The organism is Paraperibacillus marinus (genome assembly GCF_046237605.1).
Taxonomy (GTDB): Bacteria; Bacillota; Bacilli; order Bacillales; family DSM-1321; genus Paraperibacillus; species Paraperibacillus marinus.
The window spans coordinates 2,497,211-2,515,846 of the sequence record NZ_CP143542.1 but is presented as its reverse complement, the minus strand read 5'-3'; the positions used below and the strand labels follow the sequence as shown (position 1 = coordinate 2,515,846).

Annotated in this window: 15 protein-coding genes; 13 read left to right on the top strand and 2 right to left on the bottom strand. The window is 46.0% G+C overall.

Features of this window, described 5'->3' with window-relative positions:
- Positions 1-47 precede the first annotated feature (47 nt).
- The 3 genes from V1498_RS12730 to V1498_RS12720 all read left to right on the top strand — a co-directional run bounded on the left by V1498_RS12730 (position 48) and on the right by V1498_RS12720 (position 1,753).
- Positions 48-686: a hypothetical protein gene (locus tag V1498_RS12730; protein WP_409294098.1), complete on the top strand. Its 639-nt coding sequence runs from the start codon at positions 48-50 to the stop codon at positions 684-686.
- A 98-nt stretch (positions 687-784) separates the two neighbouring features.
- Complete coding sequence (locus tag V1498_RS12725) at positions 785-1,057, top strand: hypothetical protein (protein WP_409294097.1); 273 nt, start codon at positions 785-787, stop codon at positions 1,055-1,057.
- A gap of 117 nt (positions 1,058-1,174) precedes the next feature.
- Positions 1,175-1,753: a class I SAM-dependent methyltransferase gene (locus tag V1498_RS12720; RefSeq protein ID WP_409294096.1), complete on the top strand. Its 579-nt coding sequence runs from the start codon at positions 1,175-1,177 to the stop codon at positions 1,751-1,753.
- Between the two features lie 36 nt (positions 1,754-1,789).
- Here V1498_RS12720 and V1498_RS12715 read toward each other — a convergent pair whose 3' ends face one another.
- Together V1498_RS12715 and ggt are read right to left on the bottom strand one after the other, a co-directional pair.
- Positions 1,790-3,280 carry a M1 family metallopeptidase gene (locus tag V1498_RS12715; RefSeq protein ID WP_409294095.1) on the bottom strand — a complete coding sequence of 497 codons (1,491 nt, stop codon included), beginning with the start codon at positions 3,278-3,280 and terminating at the stop codon, positions 1,790-1,792.
- 675 nt (positions 3,281-3,955) lie between these two features.
- A complete protein-coding gene (gene ggt, locus V1498_RS12710; RefSeq protein ID WP_409294094.1) occupies positions 3,956-5,725 on the bottom strand; it encodes a gamma-glutamyltransferase in 1,770 nt (589 codons plus the stop codon).
- Between the two features lie 224 nt (positions 5,726-5,949).
- Here ggt and V1498_RS12705 point away from each other — a divergent pair, with 224 nt between their 5' ends.
- The 10 genes from V1498_RS12705 (at position 5,950) to V1498_RS12660 (ending at position 17,867) form a co-directional block, all read left to right on the top strand.
- Positions 5,950-6,453 carry a DinB family protein gene (locus tag V1498_RS12705; RefSeq protein WP_409294093.1) on the top strand — a complete coding sequence of 168 codons (504 nt, stop codon included), beginning with the start codon at positions 5,950-5,952 and terminating at the stop codon, positions 6,451-6,453.
- 1,057 nt (positions 6,454-7,510) lie between these two features.
- A complete protein-coding gene (locus V1498_RS12700; protein WP_409294092.1) occupies positions 7,511-8,929 on the top strand; it encodes an SWIM zinc finger family protein in 1,419 nt (472 codons plus the stop codon).
- A gap of 16 nt (positions 8,930-8,945) precedes the next feature.
- Positions 8,946-10,727: a HEAT repeat domain-containing protein gene (locus V1498_RS12695; RefSeq protein WP_409294091.1), complete on the top strand. Its 1,782-nt coding sequence runs from the start codon at positions 8,946-8,948 to the stop codon at positions 10,725-10,727.
- Complete coding sequence (locus V1498_RS12690) at positions 10,727-11,809, top strand: AAA family ATPase (RefSeq protein ID WP_409294090.1); 1,083 nt, start codon at positions 10,727-10,729, stop codon at positions 11,807-11,809. The genes V1498_RS12695 and V1498_RS12690 overlap by 1 nt, the downstream gene beginning before the upstream one ends.
- Entirely contained in the window at positions 11,767-14,064 is a 2,298-nt protein-coding gene (locus tag V1498_RS12685) for a DUF5682 family protein (protein ID WP_409294089.1), read from the top strand. The genes V1498_RS12690 and V1498_RS12685 overlap by 43 nt, the downstream gene beginning before the upstream one ends.
- Entirely contained in the window at positions 14,061-15,200 is a 1,140-nt protein-coding gene (locus V1498_RS12680; protein ID WP_409294088.1) for a VWA domain-containing protein, read from the top strand. The genes V1498_RS12685 and V1498_RS12680 overlap by 4 nt, the downstream gene beginning before the upstream one ends.
- 126 nt (positions 15,201-15,326) lie before the next feature.
- On the top strand, positions 15,327-15,749 hold the full coding sequence (locus V1498_RS12675; protein WP_409294087.1) for a hypothetical protein: 423 nt from the start codon (positions 15,327-15,329) through the stop codon (positions 15,747-15,749).
- Positions 15,750-15,920: 171 nt separating this feature from the next.
- Entirely contained in the window at positions 15,921-16,436 is a 516-nt protein-coding gene (locus V1498_RS12670; RefSeq protein WP_409294086.1) for a hypothetical protein, read from the top strand.
- Positions 16,433-16,975: an SMI1/KNR4 family protein gene (locus V1498_RS12665; RefSeq protein WP_409294085.1), complete on the top strand. Its 543-nt coding sequence runs from the start codon at positions 16,433-16,435 to the stop codon at positions 16,973-16,975. Before V1498_RS12670 ends, V1498_RS12665 begins: the two co-directional genes overlap by 4 nt.
- Positions 16,976-17,429: 454 nt before the next feature.
- Positions 17,430-17,867, top strand: a complete 438-nt coding sequence (locus tag V1498_RS12660; protein ID WP_409294084.1) for a YfmQ family protein — start codon at positions 17,430-17,432, stop codon at positions 17,865-17,867.
- Positions 17,868-18,636 lie beyond the last annotated feature (769 nt).

The window sequence follows — 18,636 nt, the reverse complement described above, 5'->3', positions numbered from 1 at the left end:
CCTGCCAGAACATACCAACGGATTAGTAAAAAGAAAGAGTGATTAGGATGAAGTTATATAATTGGGGGCTTTTATTACTTTTGACAGCAAGTCTGGCATGGGGGATTCATTATGTAACGGATGATACCCATGCCCAGCTTTTTAAGGGGGAAACTATTGAATCAGTCAAGCTGGCTGAAAAATGGAAAGAGGTAAAAAATGAGCAGGATATAAATAAAAACGCAAAAATTGAAAATTTTCAGATGCTGCTGGATAAGAATAGCAGGATCGAATCCGTTAAATTTAACATTATCGAGAAAAGAGGAGACAGCTTTACAATTTACCGCTACCGGGAAGACCAGGAGGTGGAACATGCAACCATCTCAGAGATAGATGCTAAAAGGTATGATTCTTTTGAGAAATTAACAAAAGCAGCTTCTTTATTTAAAAATCTCGATGCTTTAAATAAACAGCACTTCTTCTATGATCAAGGAAAGCATCCATATAACCTGATTGTGGCAGGCGGCGAGTATGAAAATATTTTGGTTAGAGGCGATTATTATATATTAGGTAAAAAACCGATCCTTCAACAGAATCCAGGAAATAAAGACATGAAGGGTTACTGGCTTCAAATGATAGGAAACAACAAACCTCAAGAATTCTCAAGTGATTCAGAGGGAACAAAAACGGTCATGATGAATAATTAATCTTTGCCTGCCTCTAAGCTTCCGGCTCTTGATGGCAGGCTTTAGCTTTTTGTATCAATATGGTAATATATAACAAATAAGTGCCGGAGGGGATGAGTGTGAAATACCGTACTGCTGCGAATGTGGTATTTAAGTTGTCTGCATTATGGATTATTTTAGTAGTTTGCTTTTCATACAGTTCCTATTTGATAATCACAATGATTATCTTGTTTTTAATTAATTTAGTAGTCTTTGAGATTTACTGGGTGGAGCCGCACCGGAAAGAAAGAAGAAGGGACCGGGGGGACTGGAGTGATTGGCTGGATTTTTGGGACAGCAGCAGTGATGGCGGGGGAGACAGCGGTGGTGATGGAGGCGGTGGCGGAGATTGAGCGCCAAATGGCCAGCGTGTTTAAATAACTGACTTTGTCACCGGATAAAGAGGAGCAGCATATCGAAGAACGGCCGGAGCAACTGTACAAGCTCTGATCATCAGAAAGGATCACAGAATGGAATCTTTAAAAATAGTGATAGGGGCAGGGGAATATAGGAACAATCCCGGCTGGATACATACACAGGAAGAGGAATTGAACTTATTGGACGAGACGGCATGGAGACACAGATTTCAGGAAGGAACCGTCAGGGCCATTCTGGCTGAGCATGTATGGGAGCATCTGACATACGAAGAGGGAGTGGAAGCTGCGAAGCTCTGCTTCAAGTATCTCGGTGATAGGGGCTATGTCCGCTGTGCGGTGCCTGATGGCTATTTTCCCGATGAGCCGTACCAAAGAATCGTGCAGGTTGGCGGTCCAGGACCCAAGGACCATCCGGCAGCCAGTCATAAAATCGTTCACAATTATAAAACCTTATCCATGATGTTTAAAGAGGCCGGATTTGATGTTACCTTGCTGGAATATTGTGATGAAACAGGGATTTTTCATCAGAATAATTGGGATGGAACCCAGGGTGTTATCTTTCGGTCAAGTAAATATGATCCGAGGAACCAGGGCGGAAGGCTTGTGTTTCCTTCCTTGATTCTCGATGCAGTGAAAGGCAAATCCGGACAAAAACAAAACCGCTTAGATTGACCTCTAAGCGGTTTTGGTGATTTTGATGAGGATGTTCTATTTTTGATCTGCAATAAATACGCGGTGTTCCTGGAAGAACTCTCCGAGATCCCGGCCGGTTTCCCGTTCCATGATGCGAATGAAGTCACGCGTCGTGGTGATGCCGAATTTCTTTTCTTTAAAATAATTTTTCATGGCAGAGTAGAATACTTTGTCTCCCAGCTTCAGGCGCAGATCATTGAGTGTTCTGGAGCCGTAGCCGTAAATCATCCCGTAATAAGCATCAATGCCTTCTTCTCCGTAGGATGTAAACTTAGAAATCGGTGAGGAGAGATGGAAATCAGGATTCGGGTGCGGCTTCGTTGTCAATCCATCCAGGTCATTGTCATGAAGAGCTGCGGCGAAGCTTGCGAATGATTCATCGAGCCACGGCTCGTCATATTCATTATTGCCGATGATCCCATAAAACCATTGATGCCCGATTTCATGGGCGGTAACGGATTCAACCCATTCTTTGGAACGATTTCCGGCAATGCTGATCATCGTCAGCTGAGGATATTCCATTCCGCCAAACCAGCCTTCCATGCCGACGATATCAAGCTCCGGCCACGGGTAAGTGCCGAAATGATCGCTGAACAGATCGATGCTCCTGAGTCCAGCCTTCAGCATGGAATCAGCGTATTTTGCCTGCTCCTCTGTATAATACACATTGATTTTTACATGATTGACGCTGCCTTTTTTCACTTTATAATTGGGATCCATCTCCAGGGCGAAGTCGCGCACGTCTTTTGCTTTGTAATGCCTTGTGATTTTATTGTTGATCAGAAGCGGCCGTCCAACTTCAGTCCCGGTCGCTGCAATCACCTGTTTTTTGTCGGTTTTCAGGGTCACATCAAAGTCCCCTGTAAGGGAATAGAAGGACTCGCCATAAGGGAAGTAAGGATCCACATTCCAGCCTTCCTTATCGTAGACGGCCAGGATCGGGAACCAGTTTCCAAGGGAAACGGTGTTCTTATACCATCCAAAGCGGTCCTGCTGCTCAGGGACCGTCACATCAAAGTCCATCGTCACAGTGGCTGGCTTGTTTTTCTTAAGATTGACCGTCGGGATATGAAGGGCTGTCGCATCCACATTATAAACCGCTCTCTTGCCATTCACCTTCACATTGCTTACATCAATTCCGCCGCCATTATCCGTATAAGTCTCTGCATTGCCCCATACGTTAAAGTACAGCTCATGAAGGTCCATCTTTAAATTATTCTTGAACGTCACCTGGAGCTTGCCTTTTACCTTATGAGTCTCACTGTCATAACTGGCATCAAGCTTATACTTCGGGGCAGCGGGTCCCAGAACATTCTTGCCGGCTCCTTTTCTTTTCTGGGATGAAAAAGGATCCGTTTGTGCGAGCTGTGCCTGACCCGGCGGCTGATAACCCGGCTTCGCAGACCCGGGCAGCGATTGGGCACCCGCTGCAGTTCCCGTGAATAAACCGGCTGCCAACGCGGCAGCTGCTGTCAGCTGTAGAGCTTTCCTTCGAGTTTTCTTCATAGTATGGCCTCCTTTTTAGTTGATGCCTCTACTATTTCGATAACCGAAGAATAGACTCCTTGCAACAAAGGAACCAATTATTCGACGGCGGGATAGGAAAAAAATCCCATTAATTTCATGGCTGGTAAGAAGGGGAGGTGGGGATGAAAATTGCTATTGTTACAACCGGTCAAATGGGTAGATGCATATCATATAATGGAGTAAATGGCATACTCTGTGCCCTGGGGAAAATACACGGAAGCTAAGAAAGAACGATAGGTGAATTTATGTGAGGAACAAATTGATTATTTTTCTACTCTTTGTTTTAATTCCTGGATTACTGGGAATGAGCGGTGTTCGGATTGGTAACTATTTTTTATGGATGTCTTACATCAGCCTTGGCATTCTTATTTCTATAGTGCTATGGCAACTATTCGAGTTTATTTGGATACTTATCCTGCAAAGAAAGACTTATGATCGATTTTTATTTTGGATAAAGCCCCTATCAAAAAGAAAATTAAAAAAAAGAAAAAGAAAAAAGAAAAAAAGGTAGAATGGCTTGAGAACCCATTAAGTGAAGTACTCAGCTTCTATAAGCCGAACCTTTATGAGGAAATAGGGTGGAAGGCGGTACATGAGAGTTTCCCAGCTGCACACACAAAAAAAGATGCCCGGAAAATCCAGGCACCTCTTTAATTAATTCTTATTCCCTTTCGCATCAATTCCAATAGCTGCCCCGTTCCTGCTGGAGTCAGCAACGCCCTTGAAATATCCTTCTTTATTATTGATCAAGATGCTTTGAACATTGCCGATATCGGTGTTTTCAGTTTTGAAAGAATGACCGAGTGAATTCAATTTGGCGATCACTTCCGCCGGAATTCCTTTTTCCTTTGTGTAGGAACCTGGTTTGTTGGTGTAAATCCTTGGCTCTTCGACAGCTGCCTTCAGCTCCATATCGTATTCCAGTGAATTGATGATGGTTTGGAGTACGGAGGCGATGATGGTCGGGCCTCCTGGTGAGCCGACGGTCATGACCGGTTTTTTGTTTTCAAAAACGATGGTCGGTGTCATGGAGCTCAGCGGACGCTTGTATGGCTCGACCCCATTTGCACCGCCTGGAACGGCATCGAAGTCGGTGAGTTCATTATTCAGCATGAACCCATAGCCAGGAACCATGATGCCGCTGCCGAATACCTGCTCGATGGTGGTTGTATAGGATACCGTGTTGCCCCATTTGTCAGCCACAGTGAAGTGGGTGGTCTGTCCGATTTTCTTGTCATCATTCTGTTTTACAATTTTATAGTCGCGGGAAGATGTTTCGTACTTCCATGGATCGCCTGCCTGAACGGTCGCGGCTGACTTATCCATGCTGATCAGCTTCTGCCGTTCCTTGATATACGCCGGATCCAGCAGCCCTTTTAGCGGAACATTTACAAATTCCGGATCACCGGCATAAGCAGCCCGGTCTGCATAGGATAGATGCATCGCCTCGGAAAGAAGGTGATATTTCTCCCATGATTTGATTCCGTACTGGGAAAGCTGGTAGTCATCCAGAATCTTCAGCATTTGAAGGAGAAACACACCGCCTGAGCTTGGGGGAGGCATGCTCGCGATTTGATAGCCCTTATAATCTCCCCATATGGGCTGGTCGATGGTGACGCTGTATTTCCTGAGGTCGCTGAGCTGCATGGAGCCGCCTTTTTCGTGGACAGTTCTTGCCAGCTGACGGCCGATCTCACCATTATAGAACACATTCGAGCCTTTTGAGCGGATCAGCTTGAAGGTCTTCGCCAGATCCTTCTGGACGAGCTTTTCTCCTTCTTTCAGCGGTGTGCCTTTACGCAGGAACACCTTTTTAGCTGCGCTTTTATTCAGCTTGTCCTGGCTGTCTGCAATGGACTTCGCCAGCACAGAATCAATCCGGAAACCGTCTTCGGCAAGCTTGATCGAAGGATTGATCAGCCGGGCCATCGGTGTTGTGCCCCAGCGGTCATGGGCGCGCTCAAGACCTTTCAGTGTTCCCGGCACGCCGACAGATGTACCGCTCATCACGCGTTCATCAAAAGGAATGGGATTTCCGTTTTTGTCCAGGAACATATCCGGCTTTGCACCGCCCGGAGCGCGTTCCCGGCTGTCCACGATCGTCGTTTTCTTCGTTTTGGCATCATACACCATCATGAACCCGCCGCCGCCGATCCCCGACATCATCGGTTCTACGACATTTAAGGCATACTGAATCGCAATCGCGGCATCCACGGCATTTCCGCCTTTCTTCAATATATCCGCCCCAATTTTAGAAGCAAGAGGATGGGCGGATGCCACCATCCCATCCGTTCCATAATCAACCTGTGAATAGGTCTCCTGTTTCTTTTTCAGAGCAGCCGTCTTGGCCGATGTTGAATATGGCGTTGAAACAATCAAAAAACTGAGCATGAAGACAAGAAAAACATAGAGCTTTCTTTTCATAGCGTGCCTCCCAGATTTTATTGTGTTCAACTACAGTCTAAAAACACTGAGAGCCAAATAGCAAACGAGAAGATGGAATATTTTGAATTTTAGGGAGAAAGTACCGGCTTTTATGGAAGCGGATTTTATCATAGTGAAACCGGTCTATTGTGAACGTTTCTGGCAGGAACGTACCACGACCGTATAGAATCTAACAAGGCAGTCATTAAAAAGGAGGAATTTCTATGTTCCAAACGCGCGAAGAATTTTTAAAAACATGGAATTATGAAGCAAGATCTACCCAGAAGGTGCTCGACCAGCTGACCGATGAAACATTGAATCAGCAGATTACACCTGATAACTGGACATTAGGCAGGCTTGCCTGGCATCTGGCAACTGCTGTCGGAGGACTGGCTTCCGTGGTCCAGCTTTCAGAAGGAACACCGACAAAAGATTATCCTGTTCCAGATTCCGCCCAGCTGATCGCAGACACCTACCGCAAGGACAGTGAGGCATTAGCATCCGCCATCAACAAGAAATGGACAGATGCTACTCTATCAGAAGAACAGGATTTCTTTGGCAGAACAATGACCAAGGCTTCAGCCTTGTACTTCATCCTTCAGCACCAGACCCACCATCGGGGACAGATGACCGTCCTCATGCGCCAGGCCGGCCTCAGGGTTCCCGGCTTATATGGTCCAGCTAAGGAAGAGTGGGCTGAAATGGGGATGGAGGCTCCGAAGAATTAGGCAGACACCTGCTGGATGTTCTTGAAGAAAGGGAATCTTGACAGAGGTAAAACGAAGTATGATTCGGAAGCTTGGGTAAGAGCTGAGAGAATGTACTCTTGTCCAACTGAGGACCTGCCAAGTCAGTTTTTTTAAAAATTTTATCAGGATCACTGACGTTTTCGCTTGGAAAACTAAATTTTTGCTAAATATGGCAGTTTTAAGTGTTTGCAGAGATTCGCAGACGGGCTGCAGACTTGTTACTTGTGGAAATGAGAACATTACTTGCGGAAATGCACCACTTACTTGCAAAAATTAGGAATTTACTTGCAAAAATGGGAGTTTTACTTGCGAGGATTTCAAGTTTACTTGCGAAACTGAGTAATGGATATAGCGGGGGGTTTTTCGCTAAAGTGTGGAATGGGAGGAATGGATTTCTAACAAATTTCTACCGGATATAGGGCAGATAGCCACACAAAAACCCGTACTTCCATACACTATGGGAGGACGGGTTTTTTAACACGTAAAAAAGAAATGTATGCTAAGGTCTTGTTAGATTTCTTTAGGAACTTCTTTCTCTCTAGTAAACCTATGATTTTATCCGGTTTCTTTCTATACTCAACTGTTTTGATTAGTTTTTACTGAAGAATTGATAAGTAACCTGCGCGTGAAGGAAACTCCGTAGAAAACTATAAGACCAATAAATATGCATAGATAGACTATCGAAGTTGCATGATAACCTCCCATAACCCCAGCACCACTTACCGCTTTTGTGAAATTTCACCAAATTTCTTTCAATCCTAAAAACAATTGGCTTTACGAAAACAGCCGTTTTTTTTATCAGAATAATCCTGTAAATTTACACATTACAGCATTTAACCATTCAGTAAATTTAAGCATCTGACAGCGTGCATGGTTATAGCTGATACAAAAAAATACACATGCGGATTTGGACTATTTTTCCATATATCAATCTAATAAAACTGCTGGAAAATGATACAAAATCATATATATTTAAGTTAAATAGAGAAATCCAGGAATTTAGCATGACTATTTTCAAAGCAGAGAGGAAGTAAGTATGCAGACTTTAACGGAATCGTACATAGACTCCCTGGCGCCCAATGCTTCTGCGGTGAAGAATGGGTGGGGATTGGTCAAGAAGAATCAGTTTTTGGCGTTGCACAGGAGTGAGGACGGCTCGCTTTTATTTGGTGAATGCTCGGGGAGCGGAAAGGGCACTTACCGGACTTCTGTTGATTTTGCGGGGGAGTCACCCGTTCCGCGCTGCAGCTGCCCAAGCCGCCAGTTTCCCTGCAAGCATGCGCTCGGCCTGTTGTACAGTTTTATCAGCGGAGCCGGGTTTACGGCGGCTCCTGTGCCCCAAGATATTTTGGAGAAACGCGATAAGGCACTGCAGAGACAGGAAAAAAAGAAAACGAGGGAGACCGCAGGCGGTACCCGTAAGGTGAATAAATCAGCCCTCCAAAAGAAATTGCAGGTACAGCTGGAGGGACTGGAGCTGCTGGAGCGGCAGGTGCTCCAGATCGTCAGGCAGGGATTGGCGGCCATGGATCCCAAAAAGCTGAAAGGGTTAGAGGACACAGCCAAGCAGCTTGGCAATCATTATCTAAAGGAAGCGCAGAATGAACTGCGGGGACTGATCCTTCTCTGGCAGAAGAACGCGGGGGATGAGCATATTTACCCTCTTGCCTTTGAGAAATTGCAGACGCTGTACGCGCTATGTAAAAAAGGCAGGCAGCATCTGGCGGGAAGACTTGCGGACCCGGAGCTAGCCCTCGACATTCAATCGGGGATAGAAGAATGGCTCGGTCACGTCTGGCAGCTGCAGGAATTAAAGGAAAGAGGGTTAACAGCCGCCGATGTGAGCCTGGCGCAGCTATCCTTCCAATCGATCCGCAGTGAGGCTCGTAAGGAATTCATCGATGAAGGAATATGGCTGAAACTGGATGATGGCAACCTCTACTGTACCCGCAATTACCGTCCTTTCCGGGCGGCAAAGCATATTAAGGAAGAAGACTCCAGCCACTTTATTACAAAAACACCGGAATTATTCATCTATCCGGGAGAAGGCATGAGAAGGATCAGATGGGAAAGCGCTGAGCCCGCTACCAGTCCGGATCCCGTGGAGATAAAAAAGTTTGCAGAAGCTGATATAGCAGCTGCTGTAAAAGCGGCCAAAAATCAGATGAAACAGCCTCTGGGGGACAAACATCCGGCTGCTCTCCTGAGCTTTGCACGTGCTGGCATGGTGGATGGAGCATGGATGCTTGAAGGCCGCGACGGAGTAAGGGTGACACTTGTTGAGAAAGAGGGAGAATCGCAGCAGGTTCTGTCCCTTCTTCAACTGCTTCCGGCTGCCGACTTGCAGGACCAGGTGATGCTGGTCCGGTTTTACCATGATATCAGCACTGGTACACTTGGAGCCCAGCCGCTGTCAATCATTACATCCAACCGCATTGTGCGGCTATTGGGTTGAAACAGGAGAGTGACATATGAGCATACCGATCTTGGATGAACTTCAGAAGGATTTAATCCGGCTCACCATTGCCGGAGCAGAACTGGCGGCGGATGATCATAGCATAAAAAAGAAGGTGCCCGTACTGTTGAAAATGGGAGAAAAAGCGCCGGTCTTCCGAAAATTGGGAGAGCTTGCAAATACCTTGATACATGAAGAAGAATCACGGGCCCAGCACTTAATGGAGCTGTCTCAGCTGCTCACTTCCATCCTTTATACGATGGGAAAAACAGGCGGTGAGGGCGATATGTCTGAGGGCGGCATACATGTGGAATATCCTTCAGACATATCCTATCTTTCCTTAAAGCCGCTGATCGAGGCTTTGACAACCAAAGGACCGGGTCGGGCAGAGGTAATCAGGAGCGCCTTTCAATCCGGAAAAACGAGGGACCTGCGTCTGGTTCTTCCCTTGATTAACGCCCTTGATGACAGCTATCAGGAAATTGCGGATCTCGTGGCAGATGAAGTGCTTCCTCAATATGGACGGGATATCCTGCCGTTGATTCAGGATCAATTTGTGGTCAAGGGAAAAAAAGGAGACGCCCGCCGCTTAAAGGTAATGAGCCGTTTTCTAGGTGATGAGGGCCTTCCCCTTTATCTCGAATGCGCCGAGAATGGTTCTGAACAAGTAAGAAACGCAGCTCTCGAACATTTATATCACTTTGATGAAGCAGAGGAAATTCTTTTAAAATATGCCAAAACGAAAAAAGAGAGCACAAAGAAGGCAGCGCTCACAGCACTCGCCAAGCAGGGAAGCGCGGCAGGGATAGAGAGCCTGGAGGCAGTGCTCACTTCTAAAGACTACGATATGGTTCTTGATATCGCCTTAGAAAACCCATCAAAAGGTTTGATGGATGTTATCCTCTCGTACGCAAAACAAGTCAAAGCAGAATATAAGGAAAACAAGAATCGAGACATTCAGGATGTATTTAGATATCTGATCAGCGTATTAAATCATGACGGAAACGCGGAACAAATCGAATTTCTTAAAGACGTAATCCAGGACCGGACCCTGCCGGATACCCTGGTCATGGAAGCATCAGGCAGGCTGATGGACGGCAGCAGGGAAGCACTGCAATTTGTAGAAAGCATCTGCCGGATGCCCGGCCGTTCAGGCATCACCGATGTATCTTTTCTGGCAAGCTTGGATTTCCGAACCCCTGAAGAGATATTTGACCTCTACTCAGGAGATGTAAAGAAAACACGCAAGGACCCTGCAGGCGGAGCCATCCTTAATATTATGGATCAGCTGGTCCAATTTTCTCCTGAAATAAGGGAATTTGATGAACGGAGCCGGATGAAGTACGGCTGGTACGATTTAGAGGAGAACAGCAGGAATGACATACAGTGGGACAAACGCTGGGTGGACCTGCTGATTTCCCTTGACGAAGAACATCTTGTATACCGGATTGCCCGCCATCCGGCCGGCGGGGAGCATATCGATTATTTAGTAAAGAAGCTCGCTGTCACTCCGTACTTCTCCAGCCAGCGCGGAATGGGCGTCATGATGTCGCTCATTCAGATTGGCTATGAACAGGCGTTTGATGTGCTTCTCGATATACTCAGGAAAACGGACCAGAACATGAAGTCGGTAAAATTCCATACGGGCAGGATCGTCCGGAATGTCGGGTTGTTTTCTCTCCTGCCAGGCAGGCATGCAGATGCCCTGCAGGAGGCAGCCGCAGTGACCGAGCATAAAGAGCTTAGGGACCGGTTGAATGAAATGGCATATGAGATGCGCGCGAAGGAGGGAGTCTGATGGCGGAGTTGCTGCGGCTTCCAGCCGAAAAGCAGTATGAAGAGGAACTGCACGAATTAAAGAAGCATGATGAAGGGAGAGTCCCGGCCGGATGGCGGATGTCCCCGCGTTCTGTTCTCACGTTCATAGCGGGAGGAACTGCCGGCAGCCGGGAGATCACTCCGAAATATATCGGAAGCAGAAGGCTGATTGAAATGGCCATCGCTTCCCTGATGACAGACCGGGCACTCCTTTTGATTGGAGAGCCCGGCACAGCGAAATCCCTTTTGTCAGAGCTGCTCACGGCAGCGGTGCATGGTGATTCTGGACATATTATCCAGGGCACAGCCGGGACAACCGAGGATCAAATCAGATATTCCTGGAATTATGCCATGCTGCTTGCCAATGGACCATCGCGGCAGGCTTTGGTGAAAAGCCCTGTTTTCCGGGCGATGGAAAACGGTTATATTGCCCGGTTTGAAGAGATATCACGGTGCTCTTCTGAGGTGCAGGATGCCTTCATTTCCATTTTGTCTGAGAAAACCATCTCGATTCCGGAACTCAATGAGGAAGTTTCTGCCGTAAGAGGATTTTCGGTGATAGGAACGGCCAATACAAGGGACAGGGGTGTGAATGAAATGTCCTCCGCCCTCAAACGGCGTTTCAATATATTGAATCTGCCAGTCCCTGGTGACATGGAAACAGAGCTAGAAATTGTCCGGAAGAGGGTGGGCGAGCTTTCTGACCAGCATCAGCTTCAGGCCGAGTTCCCCCAAGAAGAAATGGTAGAAAAGGTGGTCACGATTTTCCGTGAGCTCCGTTCAGGCATGACGCTTGACCGCAAGGAGAAATTAAAACCACCGAGCGGGGTGATCTCAACTGCCGAAGCCATTTCTCTTTTGACCAACAGCATGGCCCTGTCCGGCAGCTTCGGCAGCGGGCAGGTTACCGATCTGGATCTCGCCGCAAGCCTTCAAGGAACGATCGTCAAGGATGATGCGAAGGATGGTATCGTCTGGAAGGAATACCTGGAAAACGTGATGAAGAAAAAAGGATCAGAATGGCGGAGTTTGTATCTGGCCTGCAGCGAGCTGAACGGATGAAGCCCCATGTTTTTGGTGTAAGGCATCTTTCACCCGCAGCCTGCATCCATCTAGAAGCGTTCCTTGAGGAGATAAAGCCGACAGCCATCCTGATTGAAGGGCCTTCTGACATGACACACCTGATCAAGGAGATAGCGAATCCAAAGTCAAAGCCGCCCCTTGCCTTGATGGCATACACATTAGAGCAGCCGGTGGAGACGATCGTCTATCCGCTTGCGGATTATTCACCCGAATACAGGGCGATCCTCTGGGGTGTGGAGCGGGGAGTCCACGTGGAATTCATCGACCTGCCGAGCGGCGTTTCCATGCAGGGCAGCACGAAGGAACAGGTTGAGGATGGCGGGAGCCGGCGTAATGATCTATACAGCAGCCTCGCACGTATTGCAGATGAACATGACTTTGAGTCCTACTGGGAGCGCTGGTTTGAACAGAACGATACGCTCCTTGACTTTAAGGGGGCAATGGAGGCATTTGGCAGATCGGTGCGCATGATGGAGGAAGCAGACACTGGGGTCCCGGACGAATATAACACACTGCGTGAGAGATATATGTCTGACAGGATCAAGCGGGTGTTTAAAAGCGGCCATCTGCCACAGCAGACGGTGGTTATAACAGGCGCCTATCATCTTGAGGGACTGCATAACAGTGATTATTCCCTCCCCCTGGAGGAATTTGACGATCTGCCGCAGCGCGCGGCGGGACTGACTCTTATGCCTTATTCCTATTATAAATTATCCGCCCAATCAGGCTATGGAGCAGGCAACCATGCACCCGCCTATTATCAAATGCTTTGGAAAAGCCGGAGGGATAAGGACCCGGAACGGCTTCCGGCCCATTACCTCACAAGGATCGCCGCAGAGCTCCGCCGCTCGGGCACGTACCGGTCAACAGCCGAAGTTATAGAAGGTGTACGACTGGCTGCGGCACTGGCTTCCTTCAGAAACAGCCGGCCGGTCCTGAAGGACATCAGAGATGCGGCGGCGGTGTGTCTTGGGCATGGCGATTTTTCGGTAATAGCAGATGCCTGCGCCAGGGTGGAGATAGGATCAAGGGTTGGGTCCCTGGCTGAAGGAGCATCACAGACTCCGCTTCAGGCCGACTTCACCCGCCGCCTGAAGGAGCTGAAGCTTGAGAAATACCGGAAGGCTGCAGCTCAGGAAATTCAGCTCGACCTCAGGGAAAACAGGAGGGCAAAGAGCAGGGAAACAGCTTTCAGGGATTTGCACCGGTCTTTCTTTTTTCACCAGCTGCAGGTTCTCTCCGTCTCTTTCTCAATAAGACTGGAGATAGAACAGGAATCTGCTTCCTGGGCAGAGCAGTGGAAGCTCCGCTATGATCCCGAAATTGAAATTCAGCTCGTCGAGTCCAATTTGCTCGGTGAGACCGTCGAATGGGCAGCTGCGTACAAAATTCGTGAGCAACTGAAGGCATGTACGAATGTCAGCGGAGCTGCCAGGCTGGTCCGGACGAGTTATCTGTGCGGGATGCTGGAGCTGGCCGACGAAGCGAGAGCAGCGGTTGCCCGGATCAGCACAGACACTGCCGATTTCACTGAGACAGCGGAGGCGGTCTGGGAATTAAGCAGAATCACCCAGTACGGCGATGTAAGAGGGTTAGACTCAAGTGTCCTGCTGCCAGTGATTCAGCGTCTGTTTTTACGGGGCACCCTGCTTTTGATGGATGCGGCTGTCTGCAATGATGAAAAGGCACGACCCGTCATGGATGGGATTGGGATCATGAACGAAACCGCGCTGGATTTATATGAACACGTCGATGAAAGTCTTTGGTTTGGCATGATAACCGAATTGAGCCAGCGTGATGACCGCAATCCTCTCCTGTCTGGATATGCTTGCGGACTGCTTATTGAAAGAAACAGGATCGATTCCACGCAGCTGGAAGGGGAAGTGTCGCGGAGGCTCTCTCCCGGCATACCTGCCGATCTCGGTGCCGGCTGGTTTGAGGGTCTGTGTATGGGAAATAAATATGCCCTCCTCTCAAGGTCCTATTTATGGGAGAGAGTGGACACCTATATATCTGCATTGACTTCTGAGGAATTCCGCCGGGCCCTTGTCTTCCTGCGCCGGGCCCTGACCGCTTTTTCTGCCTCGGACCGTGCAAAAACGGCTGAGCTGCTCGCCGGCATCTGGGGTGTGGACGAGATGGAGGTTAGTGAGTATTTAAATGAAGAACTGTCCCGATCGGAAGAAAAAATGATAGACGATTTGAACGACTTTGATTTTGGAGACTTGCTATGAACCTTAATGATGAAAAAATAAAGAGATGGAGGCTGATCCTGGGACAGGCGGCTGAAAAAAGTCTGCCGGGAGATGGAGATGCGTCCCTGCTTTCCCGTGAGGAGCAGCTGATGGATGCAGCACTCTCTGCCATTTATGAAGAAGGGGAAGCGGGACTCGGTTCAGGCGGGATTCACCTTTCTAAATGGCTTGGAGATGTGCGCTCATTTTTCCCCGAAGACGTAGTCTCCGTCATTCAAAGCGACGCCATCCAGAAAAAAGGACTCACCCAGTTATTGTTCGAGCCGGAGACCCTCAAGAACATTAAGCCGAGCATTGAAATGGTCGCAGCCCTGATGGCACTTAAAGGACAAATCCCTGAACACACCAAGGAGACAGCAAGGGAACTGGTCAAGGCAGTCGTCGAAGATATCAAAGCCCTGCTCGCGACCGAGGTACAGCAGGCCGTCAAGGGTGCCGTCAACAGGACAAAGCGGACGGCTCAGCCGGGAGCCGCCCGCGATATCGACTGGAAATATACCATAAACCGTAATCTGAAAAACTATGATGCTGAGCGGAAAATCATCATTCCGGAACGAATTTACTTTTTTGATCATGCCAAAAAAAGCAATCATTGGCACATCATCCTTGATATCGACCAGAGCGGATCCATGGCCGACTCAGTAATCTATGCCTCGATCATCGGTTCCATATTCGCCAGCATCCCGGCGCTGAAAACCAATGTAGTCGCGTTCGATGACACCATCGTGGATTTGAGCGAAAGCTGCCAGGACCCTGTTGATATGCTGTTCGGCATCCAGCTTGGCGGCGGCACCGACATCAACAAATCACTCGCCTATTGCGGCCAGTTCATCACCGACCCTGAAAAAACCATCTTCATCCTCATCTCCGACTTATACGAAGGAGGCAACCAGGCAGGAATGATGAGACGCATGAAAGAAATGAAAGAATCCGGAGTCAGGGTCATAGCCCTCCTTGCTCTGTCCGATAAAGGGATCCCCGACTACGATGAAAGCAATGCAAGAAAACTCGCCTCCATGGGAATCCCATGCTTCGGATGCACGCCGACAAACCTCCCCGAGCTCCTGCAGGATGCCCTTGAAGGAAAAGACCTTGGCAGGTGGGCAGGGGAGTAAAGGAGGAAGCGGTGAATGGAGGAGATGGTTTAAATCTTGGTGAAGGGCGGAGTTTTGAGGAAGTTTTTTTAAAATTTTGGCCGTTTTTTTGTGATTTCCGCTTAAATAATAAATAGGAGATTATTCATGAGAATTGGGAAATTATTACTTGTTAACATCTTAGCTGTAGTATCTGTTCAAGCTTTGTTCCTATGTATTCAAAGGATAAAACCGGCAGCTGACATCTCCTTGATTTCATTGCTGACTATTCTCCTGACACCTATTGTATTAATTGTATTCAATTATAAGATCGAGAGTAGAAGAGATAAATCGTATTATCTATTAAATGCTATCCTGATTTTAATTGGCTGTGGACTTGGATTGACTGTTTATTTATTTAGTTCTGGTTTCACTTTAGAAAATTGGAGACTACATCATAGAGATTATGAAACGTTTGCCATAGGAATGTTACTAGTGAAAATTAGTGCGTATCAATGGATCTTAGGCAGTATCCTTTGTATGGTATTATTGCGTATAACAAATACGAGAGCTATTAGAGCTAATAGATAAATGCTACATTGACTTGAGTGACTTGCTTTGGTCGGCGGCTTTATCCTTGAATGATAAGCACCCGCTAAAAAAGCTGGCTGCGGAGCAGCTGCTTACCGAAATGAGAACTTTACTTACGGATTTTAGTTGTCAGCAGAAATAAGAAACAGATTTAAATAATGAGGTGTAATGATGGGATCAAAGTTTGCCAGCCTTCATATTCAGACGAATGATTTAAAACGTATAACGGATATTATTAACCATTCTAATACGCAAAGTTCATTCTTTGTAAAAGTAAACAACAATTGGATCAGCATATACAGTGACAGCTATCATTGGGAAGGCATAGAACAGGAGGCGAAAGCTTTTTCAAACCAATTAAGCCAGCCTGTTTTATCGGTGGGTTATTTTGATGATGATCTTGTGGAAATAGCATTAATCCAAAATAACCAGGTTATCACCAAGCAAATTTCCGGGTATGGAGCCGAGGATTACGGATTAGACCCTGAAAATATGAACATAGACTTATTTATACAGACCTTACAATTATCCATAGAGAATGAAGAATTTGAGGCAGCCTTGGAAAAGGATGATATCAGTGAGATTGTAGAGGAAATGGGAAAACTCCTCAATCTCGAGCTATGGCAGAAGTATGAGTGGATTGAAGAAGAAGGAGAAAAAGAGAAGTATCTGCAGGTCAATTCATGACTGGTGTGAATCTGGACGAAGAGTTTTACCAGGGGCAGAACTTTTGGAAACAGTCCCCAAGCATGAAAATGAGAGATTACGAGCTAAATGATTCAATCATTGAACAGGCAGAGGCGCTTTTATCCGTGAAGTTGCCCCCCTCACTGATTCGCCTGTTGAAAATCCAAAACGGGGGAGAGCTGGAGTATCCGTACTTTCAGCTTCCGGTGATTGATGAGGATGGCAGCCGTTTCGAGAGACAGGAACGGTTTCCATCCATTGATCCAATTCATTTTAGGAAGGATGACTTGAGCCTGTTGTCATCACAGGAGCTGCTGGCGGGAAGTGGATTAGCAGATGAACGATTAATTGTACTCTGGACAGATTTCCACTTTTGGGTGGTGCTTGATTACCGGGAGCACAGCGCTGATCCGGCTGTCCTGTATATAGCAGAGGATTTTGAGGCTTCCACTTATGACAGGACGGAATGGGAGTATAGCAGGCTGGCAGGTAGTTTTGATGAGTTTCTGGCAAAGCTGTACCGCATCAAGGGCAGATAGAATCAAAAAAACCGTTCTTCCATAGTGGGAGGACGGTTTGTATATGGAACAGTAATTTGACGCTTTCCATATAGCTATATAAAAAAACAAACCAACATCAATACCTGTAAATGTAAAAATCATCTCTAGTTTCGGAGCTATTTCTTCTCGGTATTAAATGATTTCCTTATAAAATTCCTTCATTACTTCCTCGAGCACTGAAATGTTCTTTTCTCCATTTATAGTTACTCGACCTACTAAATTAATTTACCCACCGGAAAACCCATTTCCGTATTAAGGTAATAAGGCTACGTAGAATTATGCTATTATTTAGCTGGCTGTAAGTGGCTGGTTAAATTACACATAAATTGGATGGTTTGTTTCAACTGAAAATGCCGTATAATTTATATATTGATCTGGGTCTATTAAGGACTCAAAGGTAGAGGTTAATATACTTGAAAAGGAGCTTATATACATGTCATGGACTGTTGCAATTGCTATTTTAATTGGTATGATTTTTAAGTTCTTAAATGGACCTCCGAGTGCATTGGTTGGATGGTTTCTAGATAAAATTGCACTTCATCCGCAACTCGATTCAAAAGATGCTGCAGTCACGTATAACGGAAAGCACTTAACAGGAGAAGAGAAAATTAGGTTTATTGAAAATCTTAATAAAGCGTCATTTTTAGAAGAATACTGGATATATCCTGGCAACGAAAAATTATTTCTACATCCGGATACGAATGTTATTCCATATGTCATTAACCTGAAAAAAAGAAATAAAGCCGTGAATTTATTTGTATATCCATATGATGAACACGTTGATGTCGTAAAGCAGTATAAGAACAAAGTAAAATCTTATAGTCTTCGCTCTGATGATCTGAAGGTGAATGCTGTATCGAGCCACAAATAGCACATGGCAAACAGCTTCTTTCTGAAGGAATGGTTATCCGGCCTCCTTTTCTAAAAAAAATTTAACTATAAGTAAATGGTAATCATCCTATAATGGGCAGAGGTGCACAATGGGTCTTGCAATAACTTTGGTTGTTATCATCTCGATATTTTCCCTCATAGCAACTATCCTAATAGCTGGAAAGGGAGAGGAAGGATACAGCAAATCTGTAAAACGAAACACTTCCAATCTTACTCTAATTTATATTGTAGTAATCTTTGTTTCCTTGATTGCAGTTGGAGTATATATCATTAAGTTTGCATAACTTAAAAAGTGAAATAACCTATCGTTATTGTGGCGATAGGGTTTTGTTAAACAATATTTACTTTTATTTCATGTTGTAAAACAGCTATTGGATGTCGATAGGACAGCCTTTTTAGTATTTTACAAGCTATAACTATTTTTGCTGCTAATGGGCCAGGTGCAAAAATTATAAGTTTCTAGGAATCAAATGATAATAAGTTGATAAAGGGTAATATTGTAAAATTTTTATATAATGATTGTATTAATAAAAAACATTTTTTTGCAAATGTTTTCAGGAAAAACATTACAATCGGTATTATCGACCCATATGAAAAATTCATTAAATATAAAAAAGCAATGCATTTTCATCTGCGAAATGCATTGCTATGGAGGATATATGGGCAACGGTTACTTCTACTAAATATTAAATGCTGGAGTAATAAAATCGAGTTTATCTAAGGGGGAAAAAAGAAATTATAATGGATAG

Excerpts from the sequence above, each read along its gene's own strand:
- V1498_RS12730 (WP_409294098.1), top strand. The coding sequence starts at position 48 with ATGAAGTTATATAATTGGGGGCTTTTATTACTTTTGACAGCAAGTCTG.
- V1498_RS12720 (WP_409294096.1), top strand. The coding sequence starts at position 1,175 with ATGGAATCTTTAAAAATAGTGATAGGGGCAGGGGAATATAGGAACAAT.
- V1498_RS12715 (WP_409294095.1), bottom strand. The coding sequence starts at position 3,280 with ATGAAGAAAACTCGAAGGAAAGCTCTACAGCTGACAGCAGCTGCCGCG.
- ggt (WP_409294094.1), bottom strand. The coding sequence starts at position 5,725 with ATGAAAAGAAAGCTCTATGTTTTTCTTGTCTTCATGCTCAGTTTTTTG.
- V1498_RS12705 (WP_409294093.1), top strand. The coding sequence starts at position 5,950 with ATGTTCCAAACGCGCGAAGAATTTTTAAAAACATGGAATTATGAAGCA.
- V1498_RS12700 (WP_409294092.1), top strand. The coding sequence starts at position 7,511 with ATGCAGACTTTAACGGAATCGTACATAGACTCCCTGGCGCCCAATGCT.
- V1498_RS12695 (WP_409294091.1), top strand. The coding sequence starts at position 8,946 with ATGAGCATACCGATCTTGGATGAACTTCAGAAGGATTTAATCCGGCTC.
- V1498_RS12690 (WP_409294090.1), top strand. The coding sequence starts at position 10,727 with ATGGCGGAGTTGCTGCGGCTTCCAGCCGAAAAGCAGTATGAAGAGGAA.
- V1498_RS12685 (WP_409294089.1), top strand. The coding sequence starts at position 11,767 with ATGGCGGAGTTTGTATCTGGCCTGCAGCGAGCTGAACGGATGAAGCCC.
- V1498_RS12680 (WP_409294088.1), top strand. The coding sequence starts at position 14,061 with ATGAACCTTAATGATGAAAAAATAAAGAGATGGAGGCTGATCCTGGGA.
- V1498_RS12675 (WP_409294087.1), top strand. The coding sequence starts at position 15,327 with ATGAGAATTGGGAAATTATTACTTGTTAACATCTTAGCTGTAGTATCT.
- V1498_RS12670 (WP_409294086.1), top strand. The coding sequence starts at position 15,921 with ATGGGATCAAAGTTTGCCAGCCTTCATATTCAGACGAATGATTTAAAA.
- V1498_RS12665 (WP_409294085.1), top strand. The coding sequence starts at position 16,433 with ATGACTGGTGTGAATCTGGACGAAGAGTTTTACCAGGGGCAGAACTTT.
- V1498_RS12660 (WP_409294084.1), top strand. The coding sequence starts at position 17,430 with ATGTCATGGACTGTTGCAATTGCTATTTTAATTGGTATGATTTTTAAG.